This is a genomic window from Pseudomonas sp. BC42, from assembly GCF_021560055.1.
In the GTDB taxonomy this organism is placed as follows: Bacteria; Pseudomonadota; Gammaproteobacteria; order Pseudomonadales; family Pseudomonadaceae; genus Aquipseudomonas.
In genome coordinates, this window is record NZ_CP091067.1 from 5120639 (window position 1) to 5135100 (window position 14462).

General features: G+C 64.5%; 15 protein-coding genes. 8 read left to right on the forward strand and 7 right to left on the reverse strand.

What is annotated here, in order from left to right; translation table 11 throughout:
• Nucleotides 1–71: 71 nt before the first annotated feature.
• Both L1O02_RS23060 and L1O02_RS23065 read right to left on the reverse strand, forming a co-directional pair.
• Nucleotides 72–671 (reverse strand): FMN-dependent NADH-azoreductase, encoded by a 600-nt coding sequence (locus tag L1O02_RS23060; protein WP_060838064.1) that lies wholly within the window; start codon nucleotides 669–671, stop codon nucleotides 72–74.
• A gap of 157 nt (nucleotides 672–828) precedes the next feature.
• Nucleotides 829–1143, reverse strand: a complete 315-nt coding sequence (locus L1O02_RS23065) for a hypothetical protein (protein WP_060838063.1) — start codon at nucleotides 1141–1143, stop codon at nucleotides 829–831.
• Nucleotides 1144–1192: 49 nt separating this feature from the next.
• On the opposite strand from L1O02_RS23065, the gene L1O02_RS23070 reads away from it, so the two are divergent.
• The 5 genes from L1O02_RS23070 to aqpZ all read left to right on the forward strand — a co-directional run bounded on the left by L1O02_RS23070 (nucleotide 1193) and on the right by aqpZ (nucleotide 6477).
• Entirely contained in the window at nucleotides 1193–2116 is a 924-nt protein-coding gene (locus L1O02_RS23070) for a LysR family transcriptional regulator (protein WP_060838062.1), read from the forward strand.
• Nucleotides 2117–2145: 29 nt separating this feature from the next.
• Complete coding sequence (locus L1O02_RS23075; protein ID WP_060838061.1) at nucleotides 2146–2949, forward strand: alpha/beta hydrolase; 804 nt, start codon at nucleotides 2146–2148, stop codon at nucleotides 2947–2949.
• A gap of 3 nt (nucleotides 2950–2952) precedes the next feature.
• On the forward strand, nucleotides 2953–3516 hold the full coding sequence (locus tag L1O02_RS23080; protein ID WP_016967472.1) for a peptidylprolyl isomerase: 564 nt from the start codon (nucleotides 2953–2955) through the stop codon (nucleotides 3514–3516).
• 91 nt (nucleotides 3517–3607) lie between these two features.
• Nucleotides 3608–5440 (forward strand): ABC transporter ATP-binding protein, encoded by a 1833-nt coding sequence (locus L1O02_RS23085; protein ID WP_060842767.1) that lies wholly within the window; start codon nucleotides 3608–3610, stop codon nucleotides 5438–5440.
• 338 nt (nucleotides 5441–5778) lie between these two features.
• The gene (aqpZ, locus tag L1O02_RS23090; protein WP_060838059.1) at nucleotides 5779–6477 is read left to right on the forward strand and encodes an aquaporin Z; all 699 of its coding nucleotides are present in this window, start codon (nucleotides 5779–5781) and stop codon (nucleotides 6475–6477) included.
• A gap of 16 nt (nucleotides 6478–6493) precedes the next feature.
• Here aqpZ and L1O02_RS23095 read toward each other — a convergent pair whose 3' ends face one another.
• Both L1O02_RS23095 and L1O02_RS23100 read right to left on the reverse strand, forming a co-directional pair.
• Nucleotides 6494–7618: a GNAT family N-acetyltransferase gene (locus L1O02_RS23095; protein WP_235758762.1), complete on the reverse strand. Its 1125-nt coding sequence runs from the start codon at nucleotides 7616–7618 to the stop codon at nucleotides 6494–6496.
• 84 nt (nucleotides 7619–7702) lie between these two features.
• The gene (locus L1O02_RS23100; protein WP_235758764.1) at nucleotides 7703–8608 is read right to left on the reverse strand and encodes a LysR family transcriptional regulator; all 906 of its coding nucleotides are present in this window, start codon (nucleotides 8606–8608) and stop codon (nucleotides 7703–7705) included.
• An 84-nt stretch (nucleotides 8609–8692) separates the two neighbouring features.
• Here L1O02_RS23100 and L1O02_RS23105 point away from each other — a divergent pair, with 84 nt between their 5' ends.
• From L1O02_RS23105 to L1O02_RS23115, 3 genes are all read left to right on the forward strand, one after another.
• Nucleotides 8693–10060, forward strand: coding sequence for an MFS transporter (locus L1O02_RS23105; RefSeq protein ID WP_235758766.1), 1368 nt, complete (start codon nucleotides 8693–8695; stop codon nucleotides 10058–10060).
• Complete coding sequence (locus L1O02_RS23110) at nucleotides 10041–10442, forward strand: DUF4440 domain-containing protein (protein ID WP_235758768.1); 402 nt, start codon at nucleotides 10041–10043, stop codon at nucleotides 10440–10442. Before L1O02_RS23105 ends, L1O02_RS23110 begins: the two co-directional genes overlap by 20 nt.
• Nucleotides 10443–10771: 329 nt before the next feature.
• Nucleotides 10772–12094, forward strand: a complete 1323-nt coding sequence (locus L1O02_RS23115; RefSeq protein ID WP_060838054.1) for a putative porin — start codon at nucleotides 10772–10774, stop codon at nucleotides 12092–12094.
• Between the two features lie 135 nt (nucleotides 12095–12229).
• On the opposite strand, the gene L1O02_RS23120 is transcribed toward L1O02_RS23115, so the two are convergent.
• The 3 genes from L1O02_RS23120 to L1O02_RS23130 all read right to left on the reverse strand — a co-directional run bounded on the left by L1O02_RS23120 (nucleotide 12230) and on the right by L1O02_RS23130 (nucleotide 14273).
• Entirely contained in the window at nucleotides 12230–12463 is a 234-nt protein-coding gene (locus L1O02_RS23120) for a zf-HC2 domain-containing protein (protein ID WP_108544724.1), read from the reverse strand.
• On the reverse strand, nucleotides 12457–13071 hold the full coding sequence (locus L1O02_RS23125) for an RNA polymerase sigma factor (RefSeq protein ID WP_060838052.1): 615 nt from the start codon (nucleotides 13069–13071) through the stop codon (nucleotides 12457–12459). Before L1O02_RS23125 ends, L1O02_RS23120 begins: the two co-directional genes overlap by 7 nt.
• A gap of 80 nt (nucleotides 13072–13151) precedes the next feature.
• Nucleotides 13152–14273, reverse strand: coding sequence for a beta-ketoacyl-ACP synthase III (locus L1O02_RS23130; RefSeq protein ID WP_060838051.1), 1122 nt, complete (start codon nucleotides 14271–14273; stop codon nucleotides 13152–13154).
• Nucleotides 14274–14462: the final 189 nt, after the last annotated feature.

A 14462-nucleotide genomic window follows, 5' to 3' on the forward strand; every position in this document is an offset into this window, starting at 1 on the left:
GGGGATTATCTGCGGATTAACGGCGCCGCCGAGCCCCTGGCTAAGGGGCGCCTCGGCCCCAGCATCCTGGCTCAGGCCACCTGGGCCAGCTTGGCATTGGCCTGGTTCAGGCCCTTTTCATGGAAGTCACCCCCCAGGTTCAGGCCTTCGGCGTGGATGAACTCGACGTCGTGGATACCGATAAAGCCCATCACCTGACGCAGGTAGGGTTCCTGGTGATCGGCGCTGCTGCCGGCGTAGATGCCGCCACGGGCAGTGAGCACGTAGGCGCGCTTGCCGGTGAGCAGGCCCTGGGGCCCGGTGTCGGTGTACTTGAAGGTCACCCCGGCGCGCAGCACATGGTCCAGCCAGGCCTTCAGGGTGCTGGGAATGGCGAAGTTGTACATCGGCGCGGCCAGCACCAGCACGTCAGCGGCCAGCAACTCTTCGGTCAATTCGTTGGAACGCTGCAGGGAGTCCTGCTCGGCGGCGCTGCGCTGCTCGGCGGGCTTCATCCAGCCCCCCAGCAGGTTGGCGTCCAGGTGCGGCACCGGGTGGCGGGCCAGGTCGCGGACCGTGATCGAGTCGCCGGGGTGAGCGGCCTGCCATTGCTGGATAAAGGTCTGGGTCAGTTGCCGGGATACGGAATCCTGCTGGCGGGCGCTGCTTTCAATGATCAGGACGCGGGACATGGCTGAAGCCTCCATCGGGGTATGCGTAAGTCGATGGAGCGCAGATTAAACAGAGTGATATCGATGAAAAAGCGCAAATAACTGCTATAACCAATCAATAAATTCGTTTATAAGCACAGCCGGCCTCTGTGCAATCCCCTGGACCGGCCTGCTTCGATCACTTGGCCTGGCAGTTCAGTTCCAGGCGCAGCTTGATGATCTTGCGGTTGAACTTGGCGGTCACGTTCTTGCTCTGCCCCGCGGCGACTTCCACCTTGCGGGTACGCGGCGACTCGGGGCCATTGCGAAACACCACCGAGCACAGGGCATCGCGCTTGCCGAAGTTGTTCAACTGGATGGAGCCGATGTCTTCATCGGTGTCATAGGCGGTGTAATCGATGCTCAGGCCATTGAGCTGCTTCTCGACATCGATGGGATAGGCCCAGGCGCAGAGAGGCAACAACGCCAGCAACACACAACAGAATTTTCTCATTCGGCAGTCTCCAATAAGGAGCGCCAGCTTAGGACAAGAGGAGTCCCTCATGAAAGCGCCCCGCGTGACCCTGGATCAATGGCGCACCCTGCAGGCGGTGGTCGACCACGGCGGCTTCGCCCAGGCCGCCGAAGCCCTGCACCGCTCGCAATCCTCGGTCAGCTACACCGTGGCGCGCATGCAGGACCAGCTCGGTGTGCCGCTGCTGCGCATCGACGGGCGCAAGGCCGTGCTCACCGAAGCTGGGGGCGTGCTGCTGCGCCGCTCGCGGCAACTGGTCAAGCAGGCCAGCCAGCTGGAAGACCTGGCCCACCATATGGAGCAGGGCTGGGAAGCCGAAGTGCGGCTGGTGGTGGACGCCGCCTACCCCAACGCGCGGCTGGTGCGCGCCCTGACCGCCTTCATGCCGCAAAGCCGCGGCTGCCGCGTGCGCCTGCGCGAGGAAGTGCTGTCCGGGGTCGAGGAAGTGCTGCTCGAAGGCGTGGCCGACCTGGCCATCAGCAGTTTCAACATTCCCGGTTACCTGGGCACCGAGATGAGTTCGGTGGAGTTCGTCGCCGTGGCCCACCCGGAACACGCCCTGCACCGCCTGCAACGGGAGCTGCATTTCCAGGACCTGGAAAGCCAGCTGCAAGTGGTGATCCGCGACTCCGGCCGCCAGCAACCGCGGGATGTGGGCTGGCTCGGCGCCGAACAACGCTGGACCGTGGGCAGCCTGGCCACCGCCGCGACCTTCGTCGGCAGCGGCCTGGGTTTTGCCTGGCTGCCCCGGCACCTGATCGAACGGGAACTGCGCGAAGGCCTGCTCAAGGTCCTGCCCCTGGACCAGGGCGGCAGTCGCCACCCGACCTTCTTCCTCTATTCCAACAAGGACAAACCCCTGGGCCCGGCCACGCAGATCCTCGTGGAACTGCTGCGCACGTTCGACACCGCGCCCCTGGACGCGCCCTTTGCCGCCCCCGAACAAGCCTGACGTCCACTCACCAGAACAGGAGTTCTGCCATGGCCTATTTCGAGCATGAAGGTTGCACCCTGCACTACGAGGAATACGGCCGGGGGGATCCCCTGCTGCTGGTTCACGGCCTGGGCTCCAGCGCCCAGGACTGGGAAAAGCAGATCCCCGAGCTCTCGAACCGCTACCGCCTGATCGTCCCCGACCTGCGTGGTCACGGACGCTCCGACAAACCCCGGGAGCGCTACAGCATCCCGGGCTTCACCGCCGATATCGTGGCGCTGATCGAACACCTGAACCTGGGCCCCGCGCACTATGTCGGGCTATCAATGGGCGGCATGATCGGCTTCCAGCTGGGCGTGGATCAGCCGCAGTTGCTCAAAAGCCTGTGCATCGTCAACAGCGCCCCCGAGGTCAAGGTGCGCAGCGCCAACGACTACTGGCAGTGGTTCAAGCGCTGGAGCCTGGCCCGGGTGCTGAGCCTGGCCACCATCGGCCAGGCCCTGGGCCAGCGGCTGTTTCCCAAGCCCGAGCAAGGCGAGTTGCGGCGGAAAATGGCCGAGCGCTGGGCAAAAAACGACAAACGTGCTTATCTCGCCAGCTTCGACGCCATCGTCGGCTGGGGGGTGCAGGAACGTCTGGGCCGTATCACCTGTCCAACCCTGGTCGTCAGCGCCGACCACGACTACACCCCGGTGGCGGTCAAGGAGGCTTATGTCAAACTGCTGCCGGATGCACGGCTGGTGGTGATCGAGGATTCCCGTCACGCCACCCCGCTGGACCAGCCGCAGCGCTTCAACCAAACCCTGCTGGACTTCACAACCACAGTCGACACCACCACCCAGGATCACTGAACCATGCTGAAAAAAATCGCCCTCGTCGCCGGCTCCGTGCTGTTCGCTGCCAACCTGATGGCCGCCCAACCGGCCAAGGCGCCCCACGTCCTGCTGGACACCAGCTTCGGCAAGATCGAAGTCGAACTGGACCCGGTCAAGGCCCCGATCTCCAGCAAGAACTTCCTCGACTACGTCGACAGCGGCTTCTACACCAACACCATCTTCCACCGGGTGATCCCGGGCTTCATGGTTCAGGGCGGCGGTTTCACCGCGCAGATGGTGCAGAAAGACACCCGCGACCCGATCAAGAACGAAGCCTCCAACGGCCTGCATAACGTACGCGGCACCCTGTCCATGGCCCGCACCTCCAACCCCAACTCGGCCACCAGCCAGTTCTTCATCAACGTCGCCGATAACGCCTTCCTCGACCCGGGCCGCGATGCCGGCTACGCCGTATTCGCCAAGGTGGTGAGCGGCATGGACGTGGTGGACCAGATCGTCAATTCCCAGACCACCACCAAGCAAGGCATGCAAAACGTGCCTGTGGACCCGGTGCTGATCAAGTCGGCCAAGCGCATCGACTGAATCCGCCAGCCTGTCCCGACGGCGGCGCCCCACCCGGCGCCCCGTCCGCTTTCAGAACAGGAGAGCCCGTACCCCGGGCTTCAAGACCCCCATGCTCTTTCGTCGTTTTGAACAACTGATCGATATCTTCCGCGACGCCCCCAGCGCCACCCCGCCCAATCGGGTCCTGCCCTTCTACTTCCACTACATCAAGCAAGTCTGGCCGAGCTTCGTCGCCCTGCTGGTGGTGGGCCTGTTCGTGGCCCTGATCGAGGTGTCGCTGTTCAGCTACCTGAGCACCATCATCGACCTGGCCCAGGGTACGCCCAGCGCCCGGGTATTCACCGACCACGGCCTGGAACTGGCCTGGATGGCGGTGGTGGCCCTGCTGTTCCGCCCCTTGATGGTCGGCCTGCACGACTTGCTGATGCACCAGACCATCAACCCCGGCATGACCAGCCTGATCCGCTGGCAGAACCACAGCTACGTGCTGCGCCAGAGCCTGAACTTTTTCCAGAACGATTTCGCCGGGCGCATTGCCCAGCGCATCATGCAGACCGGCTATTCGCTGCAGGACTCCTCGGTGCAGGTGATCGACGCCCTGTGGCACGTGACCATCTACGCCATCGGCTCCCTGGTGCTGTTCGCCGACGCCGACTGGCGCCTGATGATCCCGCTGCTGCTGTGGATCGCCGGCTTCATCGGCGCCATGCGCTACTTCGTGCCGCGCATCCAGCAGCGCTCGGTGGACGCCTCCGACGCCCGCTCCAAACTCATGGGGCGGATCGTTGATGGCTACACCAACATCACCACCCTCAAGCTCTTCGCCCACACCCATTTCGAGCAGAGCTACGCCCGCGAGGCCATCGCCGAGCAGACCGAGAAAAGCCAGCTGGCCGGGCGCGTGGTCACCGCCATGGACGTGACCATCACCAGCCTCAACGGCCTGCTGATCGTCAGTACCACGGGCCTGGCCCTGTGGCTGTGGAGCCAGTCGCTGATCAGCGCCGGGGCCATCGCCCTGGCCACCGGCCTGGTGATCCGCATCGTCAACATGTCCGGCTGGATCATGTGGGTGATCAACGGCATCTTCGAAAACATCGGCATGGTCGAGGACGGTCTGCAGACCATCGCCCAGCCGCTGCAGCTCACCGACCGCGAGCAGGCGCCCAAGCTGGCCGTGGCCAACGGCGGCGTGCGCTTCGAGCATGTGGAGTTCCATTACGGCAAGGCCAACAAGGTGATCAGCGACCTCAACCTGGACATCCGTCCCGGGGAGAAGATCGGCCTGATCGGTCCGTCCGGGGCCGGCAAGTCGACCCTGGTCAACCTGCTGCTGCGCCTGTACGACCTGCAGGGCGGGCAAATCCTCATCGACGGCCAGAACATCGCCGAAGTGACCCAGGAAAGCCTGCGCGAACGCATCGGCATGATCACCCAGGACACCTCGCTGCTGCACCGCTCGATCCGCGACAACCTGCTCTACGGCCGCCCCGACGCCACCGACGAGGAACTCTGGGAAGCGGTGCGCAAGGCCCGCGCCGATGAGTTCATCCCGCTGCTGTCCGACGCCCAGGGCCGGACCGGTTTCGATGCGCATGTCGGTGAGCGCGGGGTCAAGCTGTCCGGCGGCCAGCGCCAGCGCATCGCCATCGCCCGGGTACTGCTCAAGGACGCGCCGATCCTGATCATGGACGAGGCCACCTCGGCCCTGGACTCGGAAGTAGAAGCGGCGATCCAGGAAAGCCTGGAAACCCTGATGCAGGGCAAGACCGTGATCGCCATCGCCCACCGCCTCTCCACCATCGCCCGCATGGACCGCCTGGTGGTCCTGGAACAGGGGCGCATCGCCGAGACCGGCACCCACGCCGAACTGCTGGCCCGTGGCGGTCTGTATGCACGCCTCTGGCAGCACCAGACCGGAGGATTCGTCGGCATCGACTGACCGGCGGCGACTGATCTGTAGCCGTTGCCGCAGGCTGCGATCGGCACCGCAGGGGCCGCAGAACCTGCATCCGCGGTTTGCCTGGTCAATCGCCCTGCGAGTCCTGCGGACTCGGTCGCAGCCTGCGGCAGCGGCTACAGGTTGCAATCAGTTGCAGAAGGTTGTGCCTCGCGACGCCAGGGCCCCGTTTCCAGGGGCCCTGGCGTTTTTTTGCGGACTGGAATTGCGCCGAAAGCCTGCTGTACTGACCCTAGGTTCCGGAGCGGAACCTGTAGTTAACCTGCGGGATGCATAACAGTTGTATCGCGTTGATAGGTTGACCTATCAAGGACTCACTCATGTCTTTGTTCAAACGTTCCGTTACCGAAATGCTCGGTACTTTCTGGCTGGTCCTGGGCGGGTGCGGCAGCGCCGTTCTCGCCGCGGCCTTTCCCAATGTCGGCATCGGCCTGCTGGGCGTCGCCCTGGCCTTCGGCCTGACGGTGCTGACCATGGCCTTCGCCATCGGCCATATCTCCGGTTGTCACTTGAATCCCGCCGTGTCCGTAGGGCTGGTGGTGGGCGGGCGCTTTCCGGCCAGGGAACTGCCGGCCTATATCGTCGCCCAGGTGCTCGGCGGGGTGATCGCCGCGGCGTTGCTGTACTTCATCGCCAGCGGCAAGCCCGGTTTCGAGCTGGCCTCGGGGCTGGCTTCCAACGGCTATGGCGCCCACTCCCCCGGCGGCTATTCGATGGCGGCGGGGTTTGTCTGCGAGCTGGTGATGACCTTGATGTTCGTGGTGATCATCCTTGGCGCCACCGACAAGCGCGCCCCAGCGGGGCTGGCGCCGATCGCCATCGGCCTGGCCCTGACCCTGATCCACCTGATCTCGATCCCGGTCACCAACACCTCGGTCAACCCGGCCCGCAGCACCGGCCCGGCGCTCATCGTCGGCGGCTGGGCGTTGCAGCAGCTGTGGCTGTTCTGGCTGGCGCCGATCCTCGGCGCGGTGATCGGTGGCGTGGTCTACCGCTGGCTGGGCAAGGAAGACAGCTGACACAAAGGGGCGAGGGTCACGCCTGCCGATAGGGCAAGGCGTCCCTCGCCTCCTCGGCGTAGGCACGAATACCGCTGCGCTCCTGCTGCAGGAAATCCTTCACCGCGGCATTCAGGCCGGGGTGGCGCAGGTAGTGCCAGGAACGGGTCAGCACCGGTTCAAAGCCGCGGATCAGCTTGTGCTCGCCCTGGGCTCCCGCGTCGAAGCGTTGCAGCCCCTGGGCAATCGCGTACTCCATGCCCTGGTAGAAACAGGTCTCGAAATGCAGGCGGTCGAACTCCGCCAGGCAGCCCCAATAGCGGCCGTAGAAGCTGTCGCCGCCCACCAGGCTGAAAGCCATGGCCACCGGGCGCCCGCCCTGTTTGGCCAGGACCACGCGGATCGCCTCGGGCATGCGCTCGGCCAGCAGGCTGAAGAAGGTCCGGGTCAGGTAGGGCGACTGGCGCCGCACCGCATAGGTGTTGGCGTAGCAGGCGTAGACGAAGTCCCAGTGCGCCTCGTCCAGTTCATGGCCTTCGAACCACTGGAAATCAAAGCCCTGCCCCGCCACCTGCTCACGCTCCTTGCGCATCTGCTTGCGCTTGCGCGAGCTCAGGGCGTCGAGAAAATCCTGAAAGTCCCGATAGCCGCGATTCTGCCAATGGAACTGACAGCCCAGGCGCTGCAACCAGCCCGGTTGCTGTTCCAGGGCGGCGTCGCTGAAGTCGTCGGTGAAGTTGATATGGGCGCTAGAAAGCCCTTCGATCTCCAGGTAGCCGGGCAGGCTTTTCAGCAGCTCGAAGGCATCCGCCTGGGTCGCCGCCAACACCCGCGCGCCACTGACCGGGCTGAAAGGCACCGCCGTCAGCAGCTTGGGGTAATAGTCGATACCGGCCCGCGCGCAGGCATCGGCCCAGCCGTGATCGAACACGTATTCGCCGTAGGAGTGCCATTTGCGATAGCTGGGCAGGGCCGCCAGCAGGCGGCCGTCCTCCACATGCAACAGGTGCTCGGCCTGCCAGCCCGAGCGCGGACCGAGGCTGCCGCTGTCTTCCAGGGCACTGAGAAAGGCATGGCGCACAAAGGGTTGCCCATCCTTGAGCAGGCCATCCCATTGCACAGGATCGACGGCAGACAGACTGTTCAAGGATTGCAGCGGCATGGGGGTCCCCGGAATTCAGATCGAACGACCCGGCGAGTATCCTCCATCCCCGGACTCACCGAAACCGCCAGTACCCTGCCCCCCTCAATGCCCCAGGTGTTCGGCAAGAAAATCGATGAACACCCGGGATTTGCGCGGCAGGTGCGCGCTGTTGGGAAACAGCACATGCACTGGCTGCGGGGCCAGGCCGTACTGCGGCAATACCCGCACCAGGCGGCCGCTGCCCAGGTCGTCGAGGACCATCCACTCCGGCAGCACCGCCAGCCCCAGGCCCGCCAAGGCCAGGGCACGAATCGCCGTCGCCGAGTTGGATTCGTGCCCCGGACTGACCTTTACCTCCACCTCGCCGCGGCGCGGATGGCTGAAGGTCCAACCCGGCGGCCCGGCCAGGTTGCTGTTGCCGATCCACGGCAGCGCGCTCAGGTCCTCGATCCGCTGCAACTCCCGGCCCTGAAGCAGCGCCGGGCTGGCCACCAGGGCAATGGCGTAGTCCGCCAGCTTGCGTCCCTTGAACCCCGAATCCGCCAGGTGGCCGAGGCGAATCACCAGGTCGAGCTTTTCCGCCACCAGATCATTCAGCGATGAGTTGAAGTGATAGCTCAGGCGCACCTCGGGGTAGCGCGCGGTGAACAGCGGCAGGATCGGCAGCACGAACGTCTCGGCGTACTCCGCCGTGGAACTGATGCGCAGCTTGCCGCTGACCCGGTTGCGCCCATGCAGCACGTTGTCGAAGGCTGTGTCGATATTGGCGACAATCCCCTTGAACTCGTGGTAAAGGTCCTCGCCGGTTTCGGTCAGGGTCACCTGCCGCGTGGTGCGCACCAGCAAGGTGCTCGCCAGTGCCTGCTCAAGGGTCTTTACATGCAGGCTGGCCATGGCCTTGCTGATGCCCAGGTATTGCGCGGCGCGGGTGTAGGAGCCGAAGTCGACCACCGCGAGGAAGGTCTGCACCCGGTGCAGCTGGCCGTGAAAATGATCGTTCACTGTCAAATCCTGTTAAACAATGCGTCAAGTATAGGCGCCTCGACACGCCGCCCCCAAGCTCCCTAAGCTGCGCGCAAATAGGGAGACGGCATGACTTACAGATACAAAGTGGCGGTGGTATTTCTCCTCGGGTTCTTTATCGACTGCGTCAACATCTTCATGTCGGCGGTGGCCCTGCCCAGCATTGCCGGCCACTTGCAGGTGTCCAGTGCCGCCGTGGCCTGGGTCGCCAATGCCTACATCCTTGGCCTGACCCTGGTGATCGCCATCAGCACCTGGCTGGCCGGGCGCTTCGGCAACCGCCAGGTGCTCTGCGCCTCGATGCTGCTGTTCAGCGGCGCGGGGCTGATGTGCGGGCTGGCCGACAGCTTCATGTCGCTGGTGTTCTGGCGGCTGGTCCAGGGCATGGCCGGCGGCCTGCTGATTCCCCTGGGGCAGGCGCTGACCTTCAACCTGTTCCAAGGCGCGCAACGCTCGCGGATCTCCACCCTGGTGATGGCCGTGGCCCTGCTGGCGCCGGCACTGTCGCCGACGCTGGGCGGCGCGATTGTCGATCACAGTTCCTGGCGCTGGGTGTTCTTCGCCAGCGTGCCGCTGTCGCTGCTGGCGGCGCTGCTGTCCTGGTGCTGGATCGCCCCTGGCCCCTCGGCGCCCGCGGATCGCCCGGACCTGCGCGGCCTGCTGCTGGTGAGCGCGAGCCTCGGCGGCCTGCTGCTGGGCATGTCGCTGTACGGCAGCGGCTACCCGGCGTATCAGGCGGCACCGAGCCTGATCGCCGGGCTGCTGTTGGCCGAGTGCTATCGCCGCCACTGCCGGGCCTGCGCCCGTCCGATCGTCGAACTGCGGCTGCTGAAAAACCCGCGCCTGGGCCTGTCGGTGGCGATCTATCACGCCATTCCGGGGATCTTCACCGGGGTCAACCTGCTGAGCCTGTTCTTCCTCCAGGAGCACCTGCACCTGAGTGCCCGGCACAGCGGCATGTTCATGCTGCTGTACGCCGCCGGCGCGCTGCTGGCGATGCTGGTGGGCGGACGCTGCTACAACCGCCTGGGCGCCGCGCGGCTGTTCGCCATGGCCCTGGTGCTGCACAGCGCCGGCATCGCCAGCCTGTGCTGGGTCGACTCGGCCGCCGACCTGCCGCTGCTGGTGATGGCCTACCTGCTGATGGGCCTGGGCGGCGGTGCCGGCGCCAACACCGCGCAGACCACTGCCCTGCTCGACTTCAACGGCGCCGATACACACCGGGCCAGTGTGATCTGGAACATCAACCGGCAGGTGGCGTTCAGCCTCGGCGCCGCCTGGTTGCTGATGCTCTACAACCTGCTGCTGGGGTACGCCGATGCCACCGGCGCCTACCACCTGAGCCTGTTGCTGGCCGCTGCGGCCGGTCTGCTGCCGCTGCTGACCCTGAACCAACTCCCCACCATGAAGGCCCCCCATGCCCAACTCGATCATTGAACAAGCGCAACACAGCGTGCAGCGTATTCACCAACTGATTCACAGCGTCTTCAGCAACCGGCAGGGGGACGGCGCGGCCTGCCTCGAACCCTTGATGGCCTTGCTGGCCGAGGACTTCCAGATGGTCACCACCGGCGGCGCCCTGGTCGGCCGCGAGCAGGTGCAACAGCTGTTTCACGCGGGCCTGGGCAAGCGCCCGGGGCTGGAAATCTGCCTCAGCGACCTGCATTGCGTGTGGCAGGAAGGCCCGTGTGCGGCGATCCGCTACAAGGAAGTCCACCGCCTGGACTCGCTCGAAACCGCGCGCCTGTCCCTGGCGATCATCCGTGTCCGGGACAACTCGGCGCAGTGGCTGTACCTGCACGAAACCACCTGCCCCTGACCCCGCCAGGCCCGAGCCCCAAGCTCGGGCCAAGCCGCCCGCCCCGCTTCTCTGACCTCTTGCGGCGCGACACCCGCCCACTGAACGGCGGCCGGTCGCCCCCGGCATCCCCCTGCCCCGGCACCAACAACGCTCCTCGCCCAGGGGGCATTGCCGTCAGCAATCGTCATCTACACGCCATTACTTTGCCACCCCGCTGTCATAAACCATCGTGATACTGGCGCCTGTTTTTAGAGCGCCGGGTTCTACCCGACCACTGTTTTCCGATCTGCACAGGTCGGTTGTGTCCTGGATGGTTGAGCCATCCACTCTTACCTTCGGAGATTGCTATGCGTCTTGCTTCCACGAAAACCGCGGCGGCCCTGTGTGGCGGCCTGTTACTGGCCATGAGCGTTCCCGCCAGTGCTGCGGTCGACGCCAAACTGCTCGACATGCTCAAGGCCAACGGCTCGATTTCCCAGGCGCAGTACGTTGAACTGCAAGCCGAGCTGGCCAAGGATCAGAAGGCCCAGCAAATCGCTCAGCAAGCGCAGCAAGAAACCAACGAACAAGTGGCGGCGGCCGCCAAGAAAGCCAACGAGCTGAGCGCCTTCGACCAGAAGCTGGCCTGGGCGGCCAAGACTCAGTTCAAAGGCGACGTTCGGGTCCGCCAGGAAACCGTCAAGATCGATGGCGAATCCAACAACGGCGGCCGCGACAAGGATCGTCAGCGCATCCGTGCCCGCCTGGGCGCCTACAGCGAGATCAACCCGCAGGTGGACACCGGCATCCGCATCGCCACCGGCGGCGGCGACGATGCCCGCTCCACCAACCAGGACATGGACAACTACTTCGACAAGAAACAGATCTGGCTGGACCTGGGCTACATCGACTATCACCCGGACGCCGTCAAGAACCTGCACGTGATCGGCGGCAAGATGCTGCAACCCTGGGTCAGCATGGGCGATGTGATCTGGGACAGCGACATCAACCCTGAAGGCCTGGCCGTCACCTACAAGTACCCGCTGGGCGGCAGCGCCGAACTGTTCGGCAGCCTGGGCAACTACAGCCTCAAGGACAACGTCGACGGCGAAGGCGTGCAGTTCCGTCACGACCTGCGCCTGACCGCCGGCCAACTGGGTAGCCGCTTCGCCATCACCGACAATCTGAAGCTGACCGTCGGCGGCAGCGTCTATGCCTACCAGAACGACAAGGACAGCCGTTGCACCGGCACCTCCACGCCTTGTGCCCTGGCGGTCAACGGCAACTCGGCCGACAACCAGTTCCGCCTGTACGAAGGCTTCAGCCAGATCGACATCGGCGGCCTGCCGATGCCGCTGTCGTTCTACGGCCAGTACGTGAAGAACAACGATGCGGTGAACGATCAGGACACCGCCTGGCTGCTGGGCGCCAAGTCGAAAGTGTTCGGTTTCAACCTCGACTACAACTACCGCGACGTGCAGCGCAATGCCGTGGTCGGCGCCTTTACCGACTCCGACTTCGCCAACGGCACCACCGGTTCCCGTGGCCACAAGTTCAAGGTCGGTTACGACATCGACAAGAACTTCGCCCTGGGCGCGACCTACTTCCTGACCAAGGCCGACTACTCCAGCCGCACCCAGCGCGACGCCAATACCAACACCCTGCAGCTGGACGCCGAAGCCAAGTTCTAAGCGACCTGCTCGTACACTGCAGAGGCTGCCCGCGCCAACCGCGAGCAGCCTCTGTCGGGTTTCAACAGTCCGGCACGGGGCGACGCTCCCCCATCATCCGTTCGTCGTCGCCGCGCCGGCCTGTGTTTTTCCCTCTCAAACGTCCTTGTTGCGTTGCGTCGCCAGACGCTCGGCCAAGGCATCCAAGCCCTCCAGGGGCGGCTCCGGCAACACCCGCAAGGTGGCCTGGAGCAGGCGCATCTGCCGAATGAATCGCCGGCAATTGGGGCAGAACAGCAGGTGATGGCGCACCATCAGGCGCTCGCGAAAGCTCAACTGACCATCGAGATAATCGCTGGAGCGTGCCACTTGTTCCTTACAGGTCAGCATTGGCCGGTTTCCTCAAAATGCTCCACGGTGGCGAAGACCTTAAGACGTGCCCGATGCAACAGCACCCGGACATTGGAGAGCGTGAGCCCCAAAAGATTACAGATTTCTTCCAGCTCCAGGCCCTGGCGCTCACGCAGCAGCAGGACGCTGCTTTGCAGCTCCGAGAGGCTGAGCAGGGTGTGTTCCAGGCAGTCGCGCAGCTCGGATTCGGTGAGCAAGGCTTCGGGGGTGTCTTCGTGCCAGGCGAAAGGCGCCACCAGCCAGTGGCCATCCGTGGAGGAAAAACGCTCATCGCCAACCGTGCCATGGGGCGCGGGCAGGTCATCGAGCAACACTTCCCGGCGATTTTGCTTGTAGCGGCCCTTGGCCGCGTTGGCGGTGATGGTCAGCAGCCAGGTCTTGAGGCTGGAGCGCCCCTGAAAGCCCGCCAGATTGCGCACCACCGACAGCCAGGCATCCTGCACCACTTCGTCGGCATGGCGATTGCCGACAATGGCGTAAGCCACCGCGCGCATGGCGCTCTGGTAGGTACTGACCAGTTCCTTGTAAGCCTTTTGCTCACCCGCCAAAAGGCGCTCTAGCAGTTGCGCGTCATCTGCAGCAGCCATTCGTGCCTCGTTCAATCATGCAGGTTTGAGAGGGTGTGACGCGCCAATGCCGCCCGGCGCCACACCCGCATCAGCCTAGATCAACGCTTGCGCAGCAACACGCTGCCGATCGAATAACCGGCGCCGAAGGAGCTGAGTACCGCCAGGGAACCGCTGGCCAGGTCGTCCTGGTACTTGTGGAAGGCAATCACCGAGCCGGCCGAGCTGGTGTTGGCGTAGGTATCGAGAATCACCGGCGCCTCTTCCACCGACGCTTCGCGGCCCAGGAGTTTCTTGACGATCAGGTGGTTCATGCTGAGGTTGGCCTGGTGCAACCAGAAGCGCTTCACGTCGCCGACATTGAGCTGGTTCTCTTCCAGGTGCGCGGCAATCAGCTCGGCCACCATCGGGCACACGTCGCGGAACACCTTGCGGCCTTCCTGGACGAACAGCTTGTCGCGGCCACCGATGCCTTCTTGCGCAGCGCGGTTGAGGAAGCCGAAGTTGTTGCGGATGTTGTTGGAGAACTGGGTCAGCAGCTTGGTGCTGACGATCTCGAACTGGTGCTTGGAGGTGGCCAGGTCGGCGCGTTCGATGATCACCGCGGTGGCGGCGTCGCCGAAGATGAAGTGGCTGTCGCGGTCACGGAAGTTCAGGTGCCCGGTGCAGACTTCCGGGTTGACCATCAGGATCGCCCGGGCCTGGCCCAGCTGCACGCTGTTGCAGGCGGCCTGGATGCCGAAGGTCGCCGAGGAGCAGGCCACGTTCATGTCGAAACCGAAGCCCTGGATACCCAGGGCCGCCTGGACTTCGATGGCGATGGCCGGGTAGGCGCGCTGCAGGTTGGAGCAGGCGACGATCACCCCGTCGATATCAGCGGCGGTCTTGCCGGCCCGTTGCAGGGCTTGCTCGGCGGCGGCCACGGCCATCTGGCAGAGCACCGACCACTCGTCGTTGGAGCGCTCCGGCAGGTTCGGAACCATGCGTTGCGGATCGAGGATGCCTGCCTTGTCCATGACAAAGCGGCTCTTGATCCCGGAGGCTTTCTCGATGAAGGCGGCGTTGGATTCGGTCAGGGCCTGCACTTCGCCCCGTTCGATGGCCGCCGCGTTGTCGCGGTTGAACTGCTGGACGTAGGTGTTGAAAGACTCCACCAGCTCTTCGTTGGAAATGCTATTGGCCGGGGTAAACAGGCCGGTGCCGCTGATGACGACGTTATGCACGGTCGTTCCTCTAGTGTGATGAGGCAGAAGGTATTGGCACCGCCGTGCCAAACCACAAACGGACTGCCCCGCTGGTGGGAGCCTTCCTGGCATCGCTTTATTCCGATCCGCCCGCTTGCCTGGGGGGCCAGACCAGCGTGCCGGTATTTATGACGGCGGAGTTTGCCATAACCACCGGCATTTCGCCGC

Bases quoted from the DNA above. Each gene is read 5' to 3' on its own strand.
- L1O02_RS23065 (WP_060838063.1), bottom strand. From the start codon at position 1,143: ATGAGAAAATTCTGTTGTGTGTTGCTGGCGTTGTTGCCTCTCTGCGCC.
- L1O02_RS23125 (WP_060838052.1), bottom strand. From the start codon at position 13,071: ATGGCTGCTGCAGATGACGCGCAACTGCTAGAGCGCCTTTTGGCGGGT.
- L1O02_RS23120 (WP_108544724.1), bottom strand. From the start codon at position 12,463: ATGCTGACCTGTAAGGAACAAGTGGCACGCTCCAGCGATTATCTCGAT.
- aqpZ (WP_060838059.1), top strand. From the start codon at position 5,779: ATGTCTTTGTTCAAACGTTCCGTTACCGAAATGCTCGGTACTTTCTGG.
- L1O02_RS23075 (WP_060838061.1), top strand. From the start codon at position 2,146: ATGGCCTATTTCGAGCATGAAGGTTGCACCCTGCACTACGAGGAATAC.
- L1O02_RS23110 (WP_235758768.1), top strand. From the start codon at position 10,041: ATGCCCAACTCGATCATTGAACAAGCGCAACACAGCGTGCAGCGTATT.
- L1O02_RS23085 (WP_060842767.1), top strand. From the start codon at position 3,608: ATGCTCTTTCGTCGTTTTGAACAACTGATCGATATCTTCCGCGACGCC.
- L1O02_RS23115 (WP_060838054.1), top strand. From the start codon at position 10,772: ATGCGTCTTGCTTCCACGAAAACCGCGGCGGCCCTGTGTGGCGGCCTG.
- L1O02_RS23105 (WP_235758766.1), top strand. From the start codon at position 8,693: ATGACTTACAGATACAAAGTGGCGGTGGTATTTCTCCTCGGGTTCTTT.
- L1O02_RS23070 (WP_060838062.1), top strand. From the start codon at position 1,193: ATGAAAGCGCCCCGCGTGACCCTGGATCAATGGCGCACCCTGCAGGCG.
- L1O02_RS23095 (WP_235758762.1), bottom strand. From the start codon at position 7,618: ATGCCGCTGCAATCCTTGAACAGTCTGTCTGCCGTCGATCCTGTGCAA.
- L1O02_RS23080 (WP_016967472.1), top strand. From the start codon at position 2,953: ATGCTGAAAAAAATCGCCCTCGTCGCCGGCTCCGTGCTGTTCGCTGCC.
- L1O02_RS23060 (WP_060838064.1), bottom strand. From the start codon at position 671: ATGTCCCGCGTCCTGATCATTGAAAGCAGCGCCCGCCAGCAGGATTCC.